Annotated in this window: 16 protein-coding genes; 8 read left to right on the top strand and 8 right to left on the bottom strand. The window is 73.7% G+C overall.

Annotation, left to right across the window (positions count from 1 at the left end; translation table 11 throughout):
- The first annotated feature begins 53 nt into the window (after positions 1-53).
- Positions 54-332, top strand: coding sequence for a membrane protein (locus ACIA8N_RS24400; RefSeq protein ID WP_030550119.1), 279 nt, complete (start codon positions 54-56; stop codon positions 330-332).
- Here ACIA8N_RS24400 and ACIA8N_RS24395 read toward each other — a convergent pair.
- A complete protein-coding gene (locus ACIA8N_RS24395; protein WP_365782647.1) occupies positions 320-1,009 on the bottom strand; it encodes an HAD family hydrolase in 690 nt (229 codons plus the stop codon). The two genes, ACIA8N_RS24400 and ACIA8N_RS24395, sit on opposite strands and share 13 nt — an antisense overlap.
- Before the next feature lie 111 nt (positions 1,010-1,120).
- Here ACIA8N_RS24395 and ACIA8N_RS24390 point away from each other — a divergent pair, with 111 nt between their 5' ends.
- The 3 genes from ACIA8N_RS24390 to ACIA8N_RS24380 are packed head-to-tail and all read left to right on the top strand — an operon-like array spanning position 1,121 to position 4,046.
- Positions 1,121-2,125, top strand: coding sequence for an iron chelate uptake ABC transporter family permease subunit (locus ACIA8N_RS24390; protein ID WP_365782645.1), 1,005 nt, complete (start codon positions 1,121-1,123; stop codon positions 2,123-2,125).
- Complete coding sequence (locus tag ACIA8N_RS24385; RefSeq protein ID WP_365782643.1) at positions 2,122-3,204, top strand: iron chelate uptake ABC transporter family permease subunit; 1,083 nt, start codon at positions 2,122-2,124, stop codon at positions 3,202-3,204. The genes ACIA8N_RS24390 and ACIA8N_RS24385 overlap by 4 nt, the downstream gene beginning before the upstream one ends.
- On the top strand, positions 3,201-4,046 hold the full coding sequence (locus tag ACIA8N_RS24380) for an ABC transporter ATP-binding protein (protein WP_365782641.1): 846 nt from the start codon (positions 3,201-3,203) through the stop codon (positions 4,044-4,046). Before ACIA8N_RS24385 ends, ACIA8N_RS24380 begins: the two co-directional genes overlap by 4 nt.
- A gap of 164 nt (positions 4,047-4,210) precedes the next feature.
- Here ACIA8N_RS24380 and ACIA8N_RS24375 read toward each other — a convergent pair whose 3' ends face one another.
- The gene (locus tag ACIA8N_RS24375) at positions 4,211-5,104 is read right to left on the bottom strand and encodes a hypothetical protein (RefSeq protein ID WP_365782639.1); all 894 of its coding nucleotides are present in this window, start codon (positions 5,102-5,104) and stop codon (positions 4,211-4,213) included.
- A gap of 72 nt (positions 5,105-5,176) precedes the next feature.
- On the opposite strand from ACIA8N_RS24375, the gene ACIA8N_RS24370 reads away from it, so the two are divergent.
- Positions 5,177-7,804 (top strand): helicase C-terminal domain-containing protein, encoded by a 2,628-nt coding sequence (locus ACIA8N_RS24370; protein WP_365782637.1) that lies wholly within the window; start codon positions 5,177-5,179, stop codon positions 7,802-7,804.
- A 57-nt stretch (positions 7,805-7,861) separates the two neighbouring features.
- Here ACIA8N_RS24370 and ACIA8N_RS24365 read toward each other — a convergent pair whose 3' ends face one another.
- A complete protein-coding gene (locus ACIA8N_RS24365) occupies positions 7,862-8,440 on the bottom strand; it encodes a Uma2 family endonuclease (protein WP_365782635.1) in 579 nt (192 codons plus the stop codon).
- A gap of 134 nt (positions 8,441-8,574) precedes the next feature.
- On the opposite strand from ACIA8N_RS24365, the gene ACIA8N_RS24360 reads away from it, so the two are divergent.
- A complete protein-coding gene (locus ACIA8N_RS24360; RefSeq protein WP_365782633.1) occupies positions 8,575-10,215 on the top strand; it encodes a DNA repair helicase XPB in 1,641 nt (546 codons plus the stop codon).
- Positions 10,216-10,233: 18 nt separating this feature from the next.
- On the opposite strand, the gene ACIA8N_RS24355 is transcribed toward ACIA8N_RS24360, so the two are convergent.
- Positions 10,234-10,590: a hypothetical protein gene (locus ACIA8N_RS24355; RefSeq protein ID WP_365782631.1), complete on the bottom strand. Its 357-nt coding sequence runs from the start codon at positions 10,588-10,590 to the stop codon at positions 10,234-10,236.
- A 49-nt stretch (positions 10,591-10,639) separates the two neighbouring features.
- Positions 10,640-10,852, bottom strand: a complete 213-nt coding sequence (locus tag ACIA8N_RS24350) for a hypothetical protein (protein ID WP_365782629.1) — start codon at positions 10,850-10,852, stop codon at positions 10,640-10,642.
- 248 nt (positions 10,853-11,100) lie between these two features.
- On the opposite strand from ACIA8N_RS24350, the gene ACIA8N_RS24345 reads away from it, so the two are divergent.
- A complete protein-coding gene (locus ACIA8N_RS24345) occupies positions 11,101-13,146 on the top strand; it encodes a UvrD-helicase domain-containing protein (protein ID WP_365782672.1) in 2,046 nt (681 codons plus the stop codon).
- Positions 13,147-13,245: 99 nt separating this feature from the next.
- Positions 13,246-13,818 (top strand): dihydrofolate reductase family protein, encoded by a 573-nt coding sequence (locus tag ACIA8N_RS24340; protein WP_365782627.1) that lies wholly within the window; start codon positions 13,246-13,248, stop codon positions 13,816-13,818.
- A 75-nt stretch (positions 13,819-13,893) separates the two neighbouring features.
- On the opposite strand, the gene ACIA8N_RS24335 is transcribed toward ACIA8N_RS24340, so the two are convergent.
- The 3 genes from ACIA8N_RS24335 to ACIA8N_RS24325 all read right to left on the bottom strand — a co-directional run bounded on the left by ACIA8N_RS24335 (position 13,894) and on the right by ACIA8N_RS24325 (position 16,604).
- Positions 13,894-14,793 (bottom strand): aminoglycoside phosphotransferase family protein, encoded by a 900-nt coding sequence (locus ACIA8N_RS24335; RefSeq protein WP_365782625.1) that lies wholly within the window; start codon positions 14,791-14,793, stop codon positions 13,894-13,896.
- 73 nt (positions 14,794-14,866) lie between these two features.
- The gene (locus tag ACIA8N_RS24330) at positions 14,867-15,556 is read right to left on the bottom strand and encodes a copper homeostasis protein CutC (RefSeq protein WP_365782623.1); all 690 of its coding nucleotides are present in this window, start codon (positions 15,554-15,556) and stop codon (positions 14,867-14,869) included.
- A 52-nt stretch (positions 15,557-15,608) separates the two neighbouring features.
- On the bottom strand, positions 15,609-16,604 hold the full coding sequence (locus tag ACIA8N_RS24325) for a hypothetical protein (RefSeq protein ID WP_365782621.1): 996 nt from the start codon (positions 16,602-16,604) through the stop codon (positions 15,609-15,611).
- Positions 16,605-16,625: the final 21 nt, after the last annotated feature.

Below are 16,625 nucleotides of genomic sequence, written 5' to 3'. Positions count from 1 at the left end.
GGTGACAAGACGGTGCCGGTGTGTTCCTGTGGCCTGGGAACTACCCTGGCGGGATGCGTAGTGAAACCCCCGCCGCACCGGCGAACGACAGCGCTCCGGGTGACGGCCTCGTCAAGGCCGGTGTCGTCCTCTTCGCCGTCGGCGCGGTGGCGACGCTGGTCACCGTGGCTCCGCTGTTCCTCGGCACCGACCCGTTCCCCACCGTCGCGTACACCGTCTCCATGCTGATGGGCGTCGGATTCCTCGTCGCCGGCGCCGGTGTGCTGCGGGCCATCGCCGCCCAGCGGCGGCAGGCCAAGGCCGGGGCCGCCGCACCGGTTCAGGCCAGGTAGCCCTCCCACCAGGCACGGAAGTCCGTCAGGTCCGGCAGGACCACGTCCGCGCCGGCCTCCTTCAGCTCCTCGGGCGCGCAGGGGCCGGTCGCCACGGCCACCGACAGGGCGCCCGCCGTCATGGCGCCGCGGACGTCGCCGACGTGGTCCCCGACGTACACCCGGGCGCCGTGGGCGCGCAGGGCCTCCGCCTTGCCCTCGGCCCACAGGCCGCCCGCGACCGCGTCCGGGGTGATGCCGAGGTGCGCGAGGTGCAGCTCGGCGTGCGGGCCGTTCTTCGCGGTGACGACGATGGTGCGCCCGCCGGCCTCGCGTACCGCGTCGATCGCGTCGCGGGCGCCCGGCATCGGGTGCGAGGGCTCGATCGCGTACGTCGGGTAGAGCGCCCGGTAGCGGGCCACCATCTCCGTGACGTGCTCCTCGGGGAACCAGTACGCCATCTCGTGTTCGAGGGGCGGGCCGAGGCGGGTGACGACGAGGTCCGCGTCGATCTCGGCGCCGGTCTCGGCGGCGAAGGCCTCCCAGGCCGCCTTGATGCCGGGGCGGGTGTCGATCAGCGTCAGGTCGAGGTCGAAGCCGACGGTGAGCGGGGAGCCGGGGGCGGGCGGGGGCGTGGGGGCGGGTGCGGCGGCGGGCTCGGGTGCGGCGGCGGCGGGCGTGGCGGGCGTGGTCGTCATGCACTCATTCTGGGGGACCTCCGGGTCAGCTGTTCGAATCTCGGTGCTGCTTACACTGAGCCAAGCCTTACCGAACCCCGTACCCCCCGACGCACCACCCGATGGGTCCTGATGCCAGCCGCTTTCCGTACCAGACGGGTCCTCGCGACCTCGGCGGCTGTCGTCGCCCTGCTCCTCGCCGTCCTCCTCAGCCTCGCCGTCGGCGCCCGCGCCATCGCCCCGTCCACGGTGTTCGACGCCCTGCTGCACGGCGGTACGAGCCCCGACGCCGAGGTCGTACGGCAGCTGCGCGTCCCCCGCACCCTCATCGGGCTGATGGTCGGCGCCGCCCTCGCGCTCGCGGGCACCGCCCTCCAGGGCATCACCCGCAACCCGATCGCCGACCCCGGCATCCTCGGCATCAGCCAGGGATCCTCCGTCGGCGTCGTCCTCGCCATCGCCTTCTTCGGGGTGCACAGCCTCACCGGATACGTGTGGTTCGCCTTCGCCGGAGCCGCGCTCGCCGCGGTCGCCGTCCACGCCGTCGCCTCCGGCGGACGCGGCGGCGCCACCCCCGTGAAGCTGGCGCTCGGCGGCGCCGCGATCAACGCGCTGCTGCTCTCCGTCACCACCGGCATCCTCACGACCAGGGCCTCCGCCCTCGACGAGTTCCGGTTCTGGCAGATCGGCTCGCTCGACGGCCGCGACACCGAGATCGTCGGCCAGCTCTGGCCCTTCCTGCTGCTCGGCGCGGTCCTCGTCGTCTCCGTGGCCCGCGGACTCGACGCGCTCGCGCTCGGCGAGGACGTCGCCAAGGGGCTCGGTCAGCGCGTCGCGACCGTACGGATCGTCGGCGGGGTCGGTGCGACCGTCCTCACCGGGGCGGCCGTCGCCGCCGCGGGGCCGGTCGCCTTCGTCGGCCTCGCCGTCCCCCACATCGCGCGGGCGATCGTCGGCTCCGACCACCGCTGGGTGCTGCCGATGGCCGCCGTCATCGGCCCGGTGATGCTGCTCGTCGCCGACGTCGCCGGGCGGATCGTGTTCCCGCCGGGCGAGGTGCCGGCCGGAGTGATGACCGCGCTGATCGGCGTTCCGTTCCTCGTCACGCTCGTACGCCGGAAGGCGGTGCCCGCGTGACCACCACGACCACCGGGACCACCGGGACCACCACCGTGCGCCTGAGGCCCGCCGGGTACGGGACCCTGCGCGCCGGAAGCGCCTCCTTCCTGCTCCACCGGCGCTCCGCCCTCGTCGCCGTCGGCCTGCTGCTCCTGCTCGCCGCGGCCTCCGTCGCGTACCTCTGCGTCGGCGAACGGTTCGTCGGCCCCGGCGAGGTCGTACGGATCCTGCTCGGGCAGCCGTCGCCCTCGACGTTCGTCGTCGAGGAACTCCGCGAGCCCCGGCTCGTCGTCGCCCTCGCGGTCGGCGCCGCCTTCGGGATCGCGGGCGCGCTCATCCAGACCGTCGCCCGCAACCCGCTCGCCAGCCCCGACATCATCGGCATCAGCCAGGGCGCCGGAGCCGTCACCGTCGCCGCGATGAGCTTCGGCCTCACCTCGTACACCGTCCTGCCGTACCTCTCGATCGCCGGCGGCGTCCTCGCCGCCGCGCTCGTGTACGCCTTCGCCTGGCGCGGCGGACTGCACGCCACCCGGTTCGTCCTCATCGGCATCGGCTTCGCCATCGCCCTGCGGTCCCTCACCACCCTCTTCATGACCAAGGGCGACTACCTCGTCGCCCAGCAGGCCCAGATCTGGATGACCGGCTCCCTCAACGGGCGCGGCTGGGACGAGTCGGCGCCCATCCGCTGGACGCTGCTCCTCATGCTGCCCGCCGTGCTGTGGGCGGCCCGCGCCCAGCGGACCGTGTCCCTCGACGACGACACGGCGACCGCGCTCGGCGTACGCCTCGGCGGCGTCCGGCTCGGGCTCGTCGCCGTCGGCGTCGTCCTCGCGTCCGTCGCGACCGGCGTCGCGGGGCCCGTCGACTTCGTGGCGCTCCTCGCCCCGCAGATCGCCCGCCGCATGACCAGGACCGCGCAGATCCCGCTGCTCTGCTCGGCCCTGACCGGCGCCGCGGTCGTCGTCCTCGCCGACCTGCTCGGCAGGCGGCTCCTCTCCCCCGTCGAACTGCCGGTGGGAGTCCTCACGGCGGCGGTCGGCGCCCCGTATCTGATCTGGCTCATCGTCCGGAGCCGTACGGAAGGCAAGGCATGACGAGCAGGCTGACCGCGCGCGAGCTGACGCTCGCCTACGAGGACCGCACCGTCGTCCACGAACTCGACCTCGCGATCCCCGACGGCAAGGTGACGGTGATCGTCGGCCCCAACGCGTGCGGCAAGTCCACGACGCTGCGGGCGCTCGGGCGGCTCCTCAAGCCGGCCGGCGGCGCGGTCCTCCTCGACGGCGAGGAACTCGCGAAGCTCCCCACGAAGCGGATCGCCCGCTCCATCGGGCTCCTTCCGCAGACGCCGGTGGCGCCCGAGGCGATCACCGTCGCCGACCTGGTCTCGCGCGGCCGACAGCCGCACCAGGCCTGGTGGAAGCAGTGGTCCGAGGAGGACGAGCGGGCCGTCTCCGACGCCATGGAACGGACGGACGTCGCCGCGCTCGCCGACCGGTCCGTCGACGCGCTCTCCGGCGGGCAGCGGCAGCGGGTGTGGATCGCGATGGCGCTCGCGCAGGAGACCGACCTGCTGCTCCTCGACGAGCCCACCACCTACCTGGACATCTCCCACCAGGTGGAGGTCCTCGACCTGGTCCGCCGCCTGAACCGGCTGCGCGGCCGCACGGTCGTCCTCGTCCTCCACGACCTGAACCAGGCCGCGCGGTACGCCGACCACCTGGTCGCCATGAAGGCGGGCCGGGTGGTCGCGGAGGGCCCGCCGGGCGAGATCGTGACGGAGGAACTCGTACGGGACGTCTTCGGCCTGACATCGGTCGTGGTCCCGGACCCGGTGACGGGCTCCCCCCTGGTGGTACCGGGTGCACCGTGGCACCCGGACGCGGAGGAGGCCGGGGAGCCGGGCGCGAGCCTGTCGAAGCCGCTGCGGGGCTGATCCGGGGCCCTCTGCCACCGCGTGCGGGCTGCCCCGCCCCTGTGCGGGCCCGGCCCACCGCCGTGCGGGCCGCCCACCACCCGTGTGGGCAGTCAGTCGTCCCGCTGGGCGGGACGGGTGGGCACACGGGACGGCGCCCACAACGGGACTGGGCGAGGGCAGGGTCAGTTTCTGCGGGATCGCCACAGGAGGAAGAGGGCCGAGGCGATGGCCGCGCCTCGCAGGACCCACGGCCACGTCTCCGAGATCGCCGCTCCCAGCGCCTCGCCGCCCGCCGCCACCTCCGCTCCCCAGCGGCCCTCCACACGGCCCCACAGCCAGACCGCTCCCGACGCGGCGGCCGCGCCCGGGATCACCAGGACGGCCGCCTTGACCTCACCCGGGGTCAGGCGGCGGGAACCGTACGCCAGGAGCCAGCCCGCGGCCAGGGCGATCAGCGAGCTGAAGGCCGCCCCGCCGAGCAGCAGCAGCGCGGCGAGCAGGACGAAGGGGTTCGACAGACGGAGGCGGGGGCGGGGGGCCGGTGCCGTCTCCGGTTCCGCCGCCGGTTCCGCTGTCGCCTCCGCCTCCGCCCCCGGCCCCGGCCTGCGGCGTAGGCGGATGATCCGGGCCAGGCGGCGGCGCTTCCCGGGGGCGGGCTCCGGCTGCTCGTCCTCCTCGTCCTTCTCCGGGGGCGGCGGACTGAAGAGGTCCGGGCGTTCCACTCCTCCTACGAAGCCCGGGACGCCGTCCGCCTCGTCGGCACGCCACCAGTCCGTGACACGGCTGTCGTCGGACGGGGCCGTGTCCGGCTCCTCGCCCTTGCGGGGCTCCGGTACCAGGCCCGACGCGCCCGGGTCCGCGCGTTCCACCACCTCGTCCGGCGTGCCCAGGGCGCCGAGGATGCCGCGTACCGCCGACGGGCTCTCCTCGCCGTGCGTAGCGCGGCGGCGGTCGATCTCGTTGCGGAGTGTCGACACCAGCTTCATCCGGTCGCTCGCCGGCAGTTGCCGCTGCTGTGCCAGATCGCCGACCCGGCTCAGATAGTCGTAGACCAACTGGTCGCTCTCGATGCCCACGGTGCCCCTCCACGGCCGGTTCGCCCGGTACGGCCCGACGTTAGCGCCTGCGCAGCGGCTAACGTGGTGCGGATGGGGATCGGTGAGCTCGACCGGGAGGCGCACGTGCCCGAGGTAACTGGCGCCGCCGCGGCGCCCCGCACACTCGCGGAGGCGCTGCGCGCGCGGGGCGACGAGGGGCTCGCCGCGCTGCTGCGCGCCCGGCCGGACCTGCTGAGTCCCGTACCGAACGACCTGACGCAGCTGGCGACCCGTGCCGGTACGCGGGGGTCGGTGGTGCGGGCCATCGAGCGGCTCGACCGGTTCGCGCTCCAGACGGCCGAAGCGCTGGCCGTCGCCCCGGACCCGGCCCCGTACCCCGTACTCCTGGCGCTGCTCACCGGCGACGACGGTGATCCGGCGATCGAGGCGGCGCTGCCGGGCGCGTTGGCGCTGCTGCGCGAGCAGGCGCTCGTGTGGGGCGAGGACGAGCGGCTGAAGCTGGTGCGGACGGCCCGGGAGCTGCTCGCGCCTTCGGCGCAGCATCCGTCGCCGACGGGTCTTGGACCGACGGTCGCGGAGGCCACGTCGGGGATGTCGCCGGGCCGGGTGCAGGAGATCATCGCGGCGGCGGGGCTGCCCGCGACGCATGATCCGGTGTCGGCGGTGGCGGCGCTTACGGGCCTGTTCACGGACCGGGACCGGATGGGCGCGCTCCTCGACGAAGCGTCCCCTGAGGCGCTCGCGGTCCTGGACCGGCTGGTGTGGGGCCCGCCGTACGGGGAGGTGTCGGCGAATCCGGCGCCTCCGGTGCGCTGGCTGCGTGACCGGGGTCTGCTGCTTCCGGTGTCGGCGCGGACGATGGTGCTGCCGCGCGAGGTGGCGCTGCATCTGCGGGGCGGACGGGCACACCGGGCGCCGGAGCCGCTGCCGCCGGAGCTGGGGGTGCTGCGCGAGTACCGTCCACAGGTGGTGGACAGCGCGGCGGCCGGCCAGGCGCACGTGACGCTCGCGACGGTCGAGGAGCTGTTGAAGTCGTGGGACCGGGGCGGCCCGCCGGTGCTGCGCGCGGGCGGGCTCGCGGTGCGGGACCTGAAGCGGACGGCGGCGGCGCTGGACGTCACGGAGGAGACGGCCGCGTTCTGGCTGGAGCTCTGTCACGGGGCGGGGCTGCTCGCGTCGGACGGCGAGGCGGACGAGCGGTACGCGCCGACGCCCGCCTACGACCACTGGCTGGACCTGCCGCCCGCGGAACGCTGGGCGCTGCTCGTGGCCCCGTGGCTGACGTCGACCCGTACGCCGGGTCTTGTCGGCGGTCAGGACACGAAGGGCCGTACGCTCGCCGCCCTCGGCCCCGACCTGGACCGGGCGCCGGCGCCGGAGGTCCGGCACCGGGTCCTGTCGCTGCTCGCGACGCTGCCGCCGGGGTCGGCCGCCGACCCGGAGACGCTGTTCGCGCGGCTCCGCTGGGAGCGGCCGCTGCGGGGCGCGGCGGCGGCGGCACAGGGTGGTGACGGGAAGCCGGGTGAGGACAAGCCCGGTGACGGGAGACCGGACGGGCGGCCGGACGGGAGACCCGATGGGAGGCCCGACTCGCGGCCCGGTGGGGCGACCGACCTGCGGTCCCGGCTGGCCCGCTGGACGCTCGCCGAGGCGGAACTCCTCGGGCTCACGGGGCGGGGCGCCCTGTCGGGCCCGGCGCGGGCGCTGCTCAACCTGCCGCTCGCGGAGGCCGCGAGCCCGGCCGACCACGGCGGCGGTGTCGAGCCTGCGGTCGCCGCCGGGAGGGCCGCGACCCTGCTGGCGCCGCTGCTCCCCGAGGCCGTGGACCACGTCCTCCTCCAGGCGGACCTGACGGCGGTCGCGCCGGGGCCGCTGCGGCGCCCGCTGGCCGACGCGCTCGCCGTGCTCGCGGACGTGGAGTCGAAGGGTGGCGCCACCGTCTACCGGTTCACGCCGGGGTCGGTGCGGCGCGCGCTCGACGCCGGGCGGACCGCCTCTGACCTGCACGAATTCCTGAAGGCGCACTCCCGTACGCCGGTCCCGCAGCCGCTCGCGTACCTCATCGACGACGTGGCGAGACGCCACGGCCATCTGCGGGTCGGGGCGGCGTCCGCGTACGTGCGCTGCGACGACGACGCCGTCCTCGGCGAGATCCTCGCGGACCGGCGGTCGGCCGGGCTGGGGCTGCGGAGGATCGCGCCGACGGTCCTCGCGGCGCAGACGGACCCCGCGTCGCTGCTCGACGGGCTGCGGTCGATGGGGTACGCGCCGGCCGCCGAGTCGGCGGAGGGCGACGTCCTGATCACCCGCACCGACGCGTACCGCACGCCGGCGCGCACGGCCCCGGTTCCGGTCCCGGACGGGCCGCCCGCGCCCGACACGACGCTGCTCGGCGCCGCGGTACGCGCGATCCGGGCGGGCGACCGGGCGGCGACCGCGGTACGGAAGGAACCGGCGGCGGCCCCGGCGGCGGCGGGCGCCCTCCCGCGCACGTCCGCGGCGGAGACGCTCGCCACCGTCCAGGCGGCGGCGATGACGGGCTCGGCGGTGTGGATCGGCTACGTCAACGCGGAGGGCGCGGCGAGCCAGCGGGTCATCGCCCCGGTCCGCGTGGAGGGCGGCTTCGTGACGGGCTACGACCACACGGCGGACGAGGTCCGCACGTACCCGCTGCACCGCATCACGGGCGTCGCGGAACTGGCGGACGAGCAGGTGTAGGGCCTGTCCGACCATGATCCGCCGGACAGGCCCTAGGGCTGGTCCGCCGCACGGACCCTAGCGCCTCGGGTTCACCAGGGCGCCGGGGTCGAGCTTCAGCGGGAACGGCGCCTCGATCGCCGTCTCGCGCCCGGCCTCGGCGACGAGCCGCTCCACGTAGCGGCCGTCCCGCAACTCGGAGACGACCAGCGCCGGGGTGGGCTCCAGCTCAAGCCGCCACAGATGCTGGATTCCGGCCTCCGCGTAGTACGGCGGCTTGAGGAGCCGGTCGGTGCGGCGGCCGGAGGATGACGGGGAGACGATCTCGACGACGAGCAGTGCGGCGTCCGCGTCGTAGGTGACCGGGTTCTCGGCTGCGGCAGCGGCCTCGACGACGACGATGTCGGGAATGAAGAGCCCGTCGGGCAGGATGAGGTTGACCGCCTCCAGGACCTCGGCGGGAGCTCCGGCAGCCTGAACGGCGGCATCGAGCAAGAAGGCCAGCCGAAGCGACGCCCGCTGGTGCTTGGTTCCGGGAGCCGGTGACATCAAGAGTGCTTCCCCCATCAATTCGCGACGCTCACCACGGTCCTCCCCCAGAGCCAGGACCTCCTCTATCGTCCAAGGCCCGTAATGCGGATCGTGAGCAACACTCATCTCTCGCCACCTCCCTCGCGCGGAAACCGACGCCTTCAGTGTGGCAGCACCCACCGACAACCGCCGCGCATCAGGCAGACTGGAGGATTGGCCGTCGTTACGGGAACGGCCGGGTGTCGGAAGGACCTGATCACGTGAGTGGACCGCTCATCGTCCAGAGTGACAAGACCCTGCTCCTGGAGGTCGATCACGAGCTCGCCGATGCCTGCCGGCGGGCCATCGCCCCGTTCGCGGAGCTGGAGCGGGCGCCGGAGCACATCCACACGTACCGGCTGACGCCGCTCGGGCTCTGGAACGCGCGGGCCGCGGGCCACGACGCCGAGCAGGTCGTCGACGCGCTCGTCGAGTACTCGCGCTACCCCGTGCCGCACGCGCTGCTCGTCGACATCGCCGAGACCATGGCCCGGTACGGCCGGCTGACGCTGTCCAAGCACCCCACGCACGGGCTCGTCCTGACCAGCACCGACCGGCCGGTCCTGGAGGAGATCCTGCGGTCGCGGAAGGTGCAGCCGCTGGTCGGGGAGCGGATCGACGCCGACACCGTCGCCGTGCACCCCTCCGAGCGCGGGCAGATCAAGCAGACGCTGCTGAAGCTGGGCTGGCCGGCAGAGGACCTCGCCGGGTACGTGGACGGCGAGGCGCACCGGATCGACCTCGCCGAGGACGGGTGGGCCCTGCGCCCGTACCAGAAGCAGGCCGTGGAGGGGTTCTGGCACGGCGGTTCCGGTGTGGTCGTCCTGCCCTGTGGTGCGGGGAAGACGCTGGTCGGGGCGGGGGCCATGGCGCAGGCCAAGGCGACCACGCTGATCCTCGTCACCAACACCGTGTCCGCCCGGCAGTGGAAGAGCGAGCTGGTGAAGCGGACCTCGCTGACCGAGGACGAGATCGGCGAGTACAGCGGGACGAAGAAGGAGATCCGGCCGGTCACCATCGCCACCTACCAGGTTCTTACGACCAGGCGGAAGGGCGTCTACCCGCACCTGGAGCTGTTCGACTCCCGCGACTGGGGCCTCATCGTCTACGACGAGGTGCACCTGCTGCCCGCGCCCGTCTTCAAGTTCACCGCCGATCTGCAGGCCCGGCGGCGGCTCGGTCTCACCGCGACGCTCGTGCGCGAGGACGGCCGCGAGTCGGACGTGTTCTCGCTGATCGGGCCCAAGCGGTTCGACGCGCCGTGGAAGGAGATCGAGGCGCAGGGGTACATCGCGCCCGCCGACTGCGTCGAGGTCCGGGTCAACCTCACCGACTCGGAGCGGCTCGCGTACGCGACCGCGGAGGCCGAGGAGAAGTACCGCTTCTGCGCGACGACGGCGACGAAGCGGAAGGTCACCGAGGCCCTGGTGAAGAAGTTCGAGGGGCAGCAGATCCTCGTCATCGGGCAGTACATCGACCAGCTCGACGAGCTCGGCGAGCACCTGGACGCGCCCGTCATCAAGGGCGAGACGTCGAACGCGCAGCGGGAGAAGCTCTTCGACGCGTTCCGTACCGGCGAGATCAGCGTGCTCGTGGTGTCGAAGGTCGCGAACTTCTCCATCGACCTGCCGGAGGCGACCGTCGCGATCCAGGTGTCGGGCACGTTCGGGTCGCGGCAGGAGGAGGCGCAGCGCCTCGGCCGGGTGCTGCGGCCGAAGGCGGACGGGCACCAGGCGCACTTCTACTCGGTGGTCGCCCGGGACACCATCGACCAGGACTTCGCGGCGCACCGGCAGCGGTTCCTGGCCGAGCAGGGGTACGCGTACCGGATCGTGGACGCGGACGAGCTGCTGGCGCCGTGAACCCGGTTGGGCGGCGGCTCAGTCCATCAGGGCGAGGAACGGGCCGCCGACCGCCAGGCAGTACTGGGCGATGACGAGGGCCCTGCGGGGCACGATCAGGGCTGCCACGCCGGCGGCGGCCCCGACGGCCAGGGCCCAGAAACCGGCGCTGATGAAGACGCCGCCGCTGCCGTCGCCTTCGATCGCGTCGGCGAGGGTGATCACGAAGGTGATCACCAGGCAGGCCAGGAGGAGCAGCAGGCCGCCCGCGGCGGTGAGGCGGAGTGCGCGAGGGGTCGGGCCGGTGGTGTCCGTGGTGGTCGTGGTGTCCGTCGTGGCCGTGGTGTCCGTCGTGGCCGTGGTGTCCGTCGTGGCCGTGGTGTCCGTCGTCTCCATGTCCTGATCACATCAGGTGCGGCGGGACGACCACTATGCGCTTCGGTACTCAGTCGGGGCCGGGCGCGTACTCACGGCGCGGGCTCCCGATGTGCTGCGGGCGCGGGTTCCTCACCCCCGCCTCGGGCGGGCCGTAGTCGCCGAGGAGGACGACTCCGGCCGCCGCGCCGCCGAAGGCGCGGATCGCGCGGAACGCCGTGCTCAGCGGGCGGACGCGGGGGCGGGGGATCGTGGTCACGAGGGTGAAGGTCGTCGCGGTCATACCTCCATGATGAAATCCGGACATTCCGAACACATCGGCCTGGGGGTGGAACCCGAGTCCCCCTCACGTCGGACCTTGCCCCCTACGGGTACGAAAGGCCGGAAAGCATTCGCCCCGCGCTCCCCGCCGGAGTTACACTCGCCAGCTTCCCCGCCTCCCTCCGTGGAGAGCCGCCGTCCGGTCGGAAACCGGCGGCCACCTCGACGTGTCCGCGTATCCACCTGCCCGGAGGCTTCCCCGTGTCCGACGTGCCCGTGTCCGCTCCCGATCCGCTCGCGCGCGAGCGCGACCACCTGGCCTCGTCCCGCGCCGCCCTGCGCGCGATGCGCGAGGACGTCGAGGCGCTCGACATCACGAACGTCACGGCGAACTGGGTCAACTCCGTCGTCCTCGGGCGCCAGATCGAGGAGCGCATCAAGGCGCTCGCCGACCTCTCCCACACCCCGCTGTTCTTCGGGCGGCTCGACTACCTCCACACCACGCAGGAGGGGCAACGGTTCTACATCGGCCGGCGGCACGTCCACGACGCCGTCGGCGACCCGATGGTGATCGACTGGCGCGCGCCGGTCTCGCAGCCGTACTACCAGGCGTCGAAGAAGGACCCGCAGGACGTCGGACTCCGCCGCCGCTTCGGGTACACGGGCGGCGAGCTCACCGCGTACGAGGACGAGCACCTGTCCGACCCGGACGAGCTGGAGACCACCAGCCGGCTGCTCCAGGCGGAGATCGAGCGGCCCCGTGTCGGACCGATGCGGGACATCGTCGCCACGATCCAGCCCGAGCAGGACGGGATCGTCCGGTCCGGCCTGTCCGGGACCGTGTGCGTGCAGGGCGGCCCCGGCACCGGGAAGACGGCCGTGGGCCTGCACCGCGTCGCGTACCTGCTGTACGCGCACCGGGAGCGGCTGGCCCGCACCGGGACCCTGGTCGTCGGACCGAACCGTTCCTTCCTCCACTACATCGAGCAGGTGCTCCCCGCCCTGGGCGAGCTGGAGGTGAAGCAGGCGACGGTCGACGACCTCGTCGGGCAGGTCGAGGTGCGGGGGACGGACGAGGCGGCGACGGCGGTCGTCAAGGGCGACGCCCGGATGGCGGAGGTGCTGCGCCGGGCCGTGTGCTCCCACATCGCGCTGCCGAAGGAGCCCCTGATGGTGGTGCGCGGCTCGCGCCGCTGGCGGGTTCCCGCGTACGAACTGGAGCAGATCGTAAAGGAGTTGATGGACCGTGACATCCGGTACGGCGCGGCCCGCGAGGCGCTGCCGCAGCGCATCGCGCACGCCGTCCTGGTCCGGATGGAGCAGGCGGGCGAGGCACCCGACGACCGGGTGCAGAACACGGTCGCGCGGAACACGGCCGTCAAGGCGGTCGTGAAGGAGTGCTGGCCGCTGGTGGAGCCCGAGAAGCTCGTGCTGCGGCTGCTCGGCGACGCGGAGTTCCTCGCGGAGCACGCCGAGGGGCTGCTCACCGAGGACGAGCAGAAGCTGCTGCTGTGGGCGAAGCCCGCGCGGAGCGTGAAGACGGCGAAGTGGTCGGCGGCGGACGCGGTCCTCATCGACGAGGCCCGGGACCTGGTGGAGCGGACGCACTCGCTCGGGCACGTGGTCCTCGACGAGGCGCAGGACCTGTCCCCGATGCAGTACCGGGCGGTGGGCCGGCGCTGCACGACCGGTTCGGCGACGATCCTCGGCGACCTGGCGCAGGGCACCACCCCCTGGGCGACGGCGAGCTGGGCGGAAGCGCTCGGGCACCTGGGGAAGCCGGAGGCCGTGGTGGAGGAGCTGACCGCCGGTTTCCGCGTGCCGCGCGAGGTGATCGCGTACGCCTCCCGGCTGCTTCCGCACATGTCGCCGGGGCTCGCGGCGGTCGAGTCGGTACGTGAGAACCCGGGCTCGCTCGCCGTACGCCGCACGGAGGCGGACGCGCTCGACGCGGACGTGGTCGCGGCCTGCGTCGAGTCCCTCGCGCACGAGGGCTCGATCGGCCTGATCGCCGCCGACGCGCGGATCGCCCCGCTGGCGGAGGCGCTGACCGCCGCCGGGCTCGCGTACCTCTCCCCCGGCGAGGAGACGACGGCCGAGTCCCGGCTGACGCTGGTCCCGGCGACGCTCGCGAAGGGCCTGGAGTACGACTACGTGGTCCTGGACGAACCGGCGGCGGTCGTCGACGGCGAACCGGACGAGCGCACGGGCCTGCGCCGCCTGTACGTGGCACTGACCCGCGCGGTGTCCGGGCTGACGATCATTCACTCGGCCCCCGTGCCGAACCAGTTGGATCCGGTGTGTCACGACCGATGAGTTTCGCCGGGGCCGCCGGTCTTACTTGATAGTTACTGCGGAACACCCGGCCGGGCACCTCGGCCGGACACCGGACACGAACCTCACGGGAGAACCCAGATGCGCACCCTGATCAGCTCCGCCTTCGTCTCGCTCGACGGCGTCGTCGAGGCCCCCGGCGGCGAGCCCGGCTACCGGAACTCGGGGTGGACCTTCAAGGAGGTCGACTTCCTCCCCGAGGTCTACGCCCTCAAGGAGCGCGAGCAGGAGGAGGCCGGCGCGATGCTGTTCGGCCGGGTCAGCTACGAGGCGTTCAGCCCCGTCTGGCCGGCCATGGAGGAGTTCGCCCGCTACAAGACGCTGCCGAAGTACGTGGTCTCCACGACCCTCGGCGAGGACGGCCTCGTCGACAACTGGGGCGAGACCACCATCCTGCGCTCGCTCGACGAGGTCGCCGCGCTGAAGGAGACCGAGGGCGGCCCGATCATCGTCCACGGCAGCGCGGCCCTCAACCGTGCCCTCTCGGACGCCGGTCTGATCGACCGCTACCACCTGCTCGTCTTCCCGCTGCTGCTCGGCGCCGGCAAGCGGCTGTTCAGCACGACGGACAAGGACACGCAGAAGCTGAAGCTCGTCGAGCACGAGACGTACGCCAACGGCATCCAGATGAACGTCTTCGACGTCGTCCGCTGACCCCGCCCCCGGGCCCCTTCACGACCCCCGTCCTGCGGCGGATCGCGGCACTCGCCGACCGCCGTGGAGCAGGGCTCAGCGGTCGGCCAGGGCCTCGGACCAGGTGCGGTGGGCGACGGACGCCAGGACCGGGTTCCTGCCTCGGTAGTAGTGCTCGGTCACGAGGCCCCAGCACAGGGCCCAGCCCCGGCCGCGCGCCCAGGTGGCGTCGTCGACCCGGGCGGCCTCGCGGAACAGCGGGCGGGTGTCGGCGGTGAACAGCGTCCAGGCGGGCATCATGTCGCAGGCCGGGTCGCCGGTGCCGAGGCCGCCGAAGTCGATGACCGCGCTGAGCCGGCCGTCGCGGCCGAGCAGGTTGCCCGGCAGCAGATCGCCGTGGATCCAGACCGGCGGACCGTCCCACTGCGGGAGCCGCAGGACCGTCTCCCAGGAGGCGGTGGCGAGTTCCGCGTCGACGGCGCCGTCGGCGGCGAGGTCCCGGACGGCGCGCGGCAGGTTCCCGTCCTCCCACGCGGTGACGTGGCCGCCCCGGAAGGACGCGGGCCCGCCGGTCGCGTCGAGGGCGCGGAGGGCGGCGCCGAAGCGGCCCAGTTCCACGGCCGCGTGGGCGAGGTCGGTGAGCGGCGCGTCGTACGTGTCGTTCCCGTCGAGCCAGCGGTAGACGGACCAGGGCAGCGGGAAGTCGGCGCTCGCTCCGGCCCGTCCGGCCGGGACGGGGACGTCGAGCGGCAGGTGCGGGGCGAGCAGGGGCAGCCAGCGCTGCTCCTTCTCGACCTGGTGCGCCGCGTCCGGGACCCGGGGAAGCCGTACGACGAGGTCGTCACCGAGCCGGAACATCGCGTTGTCCGTACCGGCGGAGTCCACGGCCCGCACCGGGAGCCCGGCCCACTGGGGGAACCGCCCGGCGACGAGCCGCTCGACGAGCGCGGTGTCGATGCCGAGGTCGTCGGGTTGCGTCTTGGTGGTGGCTTCCATGGCGGGGAGGCTAGCGAGCACCCCTCACGCCGGGCCAGGCGTTTTCCCGCGCACCCCCGCCGGGCACGCGCCCCTACGCGTCCACCGCCTCGCGCCACGTCCGTACCGCCTCGGCCGAGACCGGGGCCGCCCAGCCCTGGGGGCGGGCCGCGCCGCCGATGTGGAAGGCGTCGAGGCCCGCCGCGCGGAGTCCGGGGAGGTGGTCGAGGCGGAGGCCGCCGCCGACGAGGATCCGGGCCTCGTAGCCGGGTTCGCCCGCGCGGGCGGCCTCGGCCTTGAGGGTGGCGAGGCCGTCGTCGACGCCGGTGGCGGCGCCGGCGGTGAGGTAGGTGTCGAGACCGGGCAGGTCGGCGAGGCGTTTGCGGAGCCCGTCGCGGTCGGCGGCGCGGTCGATCGCCCGGTGGAAGGTCCAGCGGGCGCCGTCGAGGACGGTGACGAGCCGCTCGACGGCCACGAGGTCGGGTTCGCCGTCGGGGGTGAGGAAGCCGAGGACGAACTCGGTCGCGCCCGCCGCGCGGAGCTCCTCCGCCCGGCGGACCAGGGCGTCGGTGTCGCCGGCCGCGAAGCCGTCGGCGAGACGGATCATCACGCGCAGCGGGATGTCGACGGCAGCCCGGATGGCGGCGAAGGACGCCGTGGACGGGGTGAGCCCGTCGGCCGCCATGTCGGTGACGAGTTCGAGCCGGTCGGCGCCGCCGGTCTGGGCGGCGACCGCGTCCTCCTCGTCGAGGGCGATCACCTCAAGGACTGCACGGTTGCTCATCGAGGCCCATTTCTCCATAAATGACGGCTACAGGTCTAGTCCAATGACCAGCCTAGCCGTGCTCGTGGCCTCCCGCATCGTGCGTCGCCTCACCGGCCGCCGGAGCGGGCGCCTCTGCCGGGGTCCCGGTCGCCGCCGTGGCCCCCGCCGTGACCGTGAAGGCCGCCGTGCGCACCTTGCCCTGGTGCTGGAAGTCGAGGAACAGACGGTACGCGCCGGCGCTGGGCGCGGTCGCCGTGAAGGAGACGTCCGGACCGGGGCCGCCCTCGTTCGGGTGCACGTGGAGGTAGGCGAGGTCGCCGTCGCGGAGGGCGACGAGGTGTCCGTACGCCCCGAGATAGGGCTCCAGGTCGGTGACGGGCTTCCCGGCCTTGGTGACGGTGAGCCGGAGCTCGCCGGCCTTGCCCGGGTTCAGGGTGCCGCCGAGCCGGACCTGGTAGCCGTCGACGGTCGCGGTCCGGTTCACGGCGGCGAGCGGCTTCGGGGCGTACGCGCCCGGGACCGCGAGGTCTGCGCCGAGCGTGACGCCCTTGGCGCCGGGCGCGGCGGGCTTGAAGTCCGCGAAGGCCTTGTAGCCGCCGGCGGCGGGGAGGTCGACGGGGGTGGTCCAGGTGCCGTCGGCGGCCTTCACGGGGTGCAGGTGCCGGAAGGTGCCGAGGTCGCGCGAGGCGACGATGAAGTGCAGTTCCTTGCCGTGCTCGGTGGTGAAGGCGGTGACCTTCCTGCCGGCCGCGTCCTTGATGGAGAACTTCAGGACGCTCTTGCCGACGGCGGGCTTCGGGGTCTCCATGGCCAGCGTGTAGCCGTCCTGGGAGACCTGGAGGCCGCCGGGGAGGTTCGCCTCGGCGGAGGCGTCCGTCGCCGCACCCTCCTCGTGGCCGGCGTGGCCGTCGGCGCTCCCGGAAGGAGCGGGCGCGGACGCGTGGTCGCCGTGCCCGGCCTTCTTCGGCTCCTCGACGGGGCCGACTCCCTTGCCGACCCCGTACGCGGTCCCGAAGGTCGCGGCGAGCGCGGCGGCAAAGGCGGTGATCTTCAGTCCGGTGTTCATGACTGCTCTCCCGTACGTGGG

This window comes from Streptomyces sp. NPDC051822 (genome assembly GCF_044452745.1).
In the GTDB taxonomy this organism is placed as follows: domain Bacteria; phylum Actinomycetota; class Actinomycetes; order Streptomycetales; family Streptomycetaceae; genus Streptomyces.
This window is presented reverse-complemented; position numbering and strand designations above follow the sequence as displayed.

Excerpts from the sequence above, each read along its gene's own strand:
- ACIA8N_RS24400 (WP_030550119.1), top strand. The coding sequence starts at position 54 with ATGCGTAGTGAAACCCCCGCCGCACCGGCGAACGACAGCGCTCCGGGT.
- ACIA8N_RS24395 (WP_365782647.1), bottom strand. The coding sequence starts at position 1,009 with ATGACGACCACGCCCGCCACGCCCGCCGCCGCCGCACCCGAGCCCGCC.
- ACIA8N_RS24390 (WP_365782645.1), top strand. The coding sequence starts at position 1,121 with ATGCCAGCCGCTTTCCGTACCAGACGGGTCCTCGCGACCTCGGCGGCT.
- ACIA8N_RS24380 (WP_365782641.1), top strand. The coding sequence starts at position 3,201 with ATGACGAGCAGGCTGACCGCGCGCGAGCTGACGCTCGCCTACGAGGAC.
- ACIA8N_RS24370 (WP_365782637.1), top strand. The coding sequence starts at position 5,177 with ATGGGGATCGGTGAGCTCGACCGGGAGGCGCACGTGCCCGAGGTAACT.
- ACIA8N_RS24365 (WP_365782635.1), bottom strand. The coding sequence starts at position 8,440 with ATGAGTGTTGCTCACGATCCGCATTACGGGCCTTGGACGATAGAGGAG.
- ACIA8N_RS24355 (WP_365782631.1), bottom strand. The coding sequence starts at position 10,590 with ATGGAGACGACGGACACCACGGCCACGACGGACACCACGGCCACGACG.
- ACIA8N_RS24350 (WP_365782629.1), bottom strand. The coding sequence starts at position 10,852 with ATGACCGCGACGACCTTCACCCTCGTGACCACGATCCCCCGCCCCCGC.
- ACIA8N_RS24340 (WP_365782627.1), top strand. The coding sequence starts at position 13,246 with ATGCGCACCCTGATCAGCTCCGCCTTCGTCTCGCTCGACGGCGTCGTC.
- ACIA8N_RS24335 (WP_365782625.1), bottom strand. The coding sequence starts at position 14,793 with ATGGAAGCCACCACCAAGACGCAACCCGACGACCTCGGCATCGACACC.
- ACIA8N_RS24330 (WP_365782623.1), bottom strand. The coding sequence starts at position 15,556 with ATGAGCAACCGTGCAGTCCTTGAGGTGATCGCCCTCGACGAGGAGGAC.
- ACIA8N_RS24325 (WP_365782621.1), bottom strand. The coding sequence starts at position 16,604 with ATGAACACCGGACTGAAGATCACCGCCTTTGCCGCCGCGCTCGCCGCG.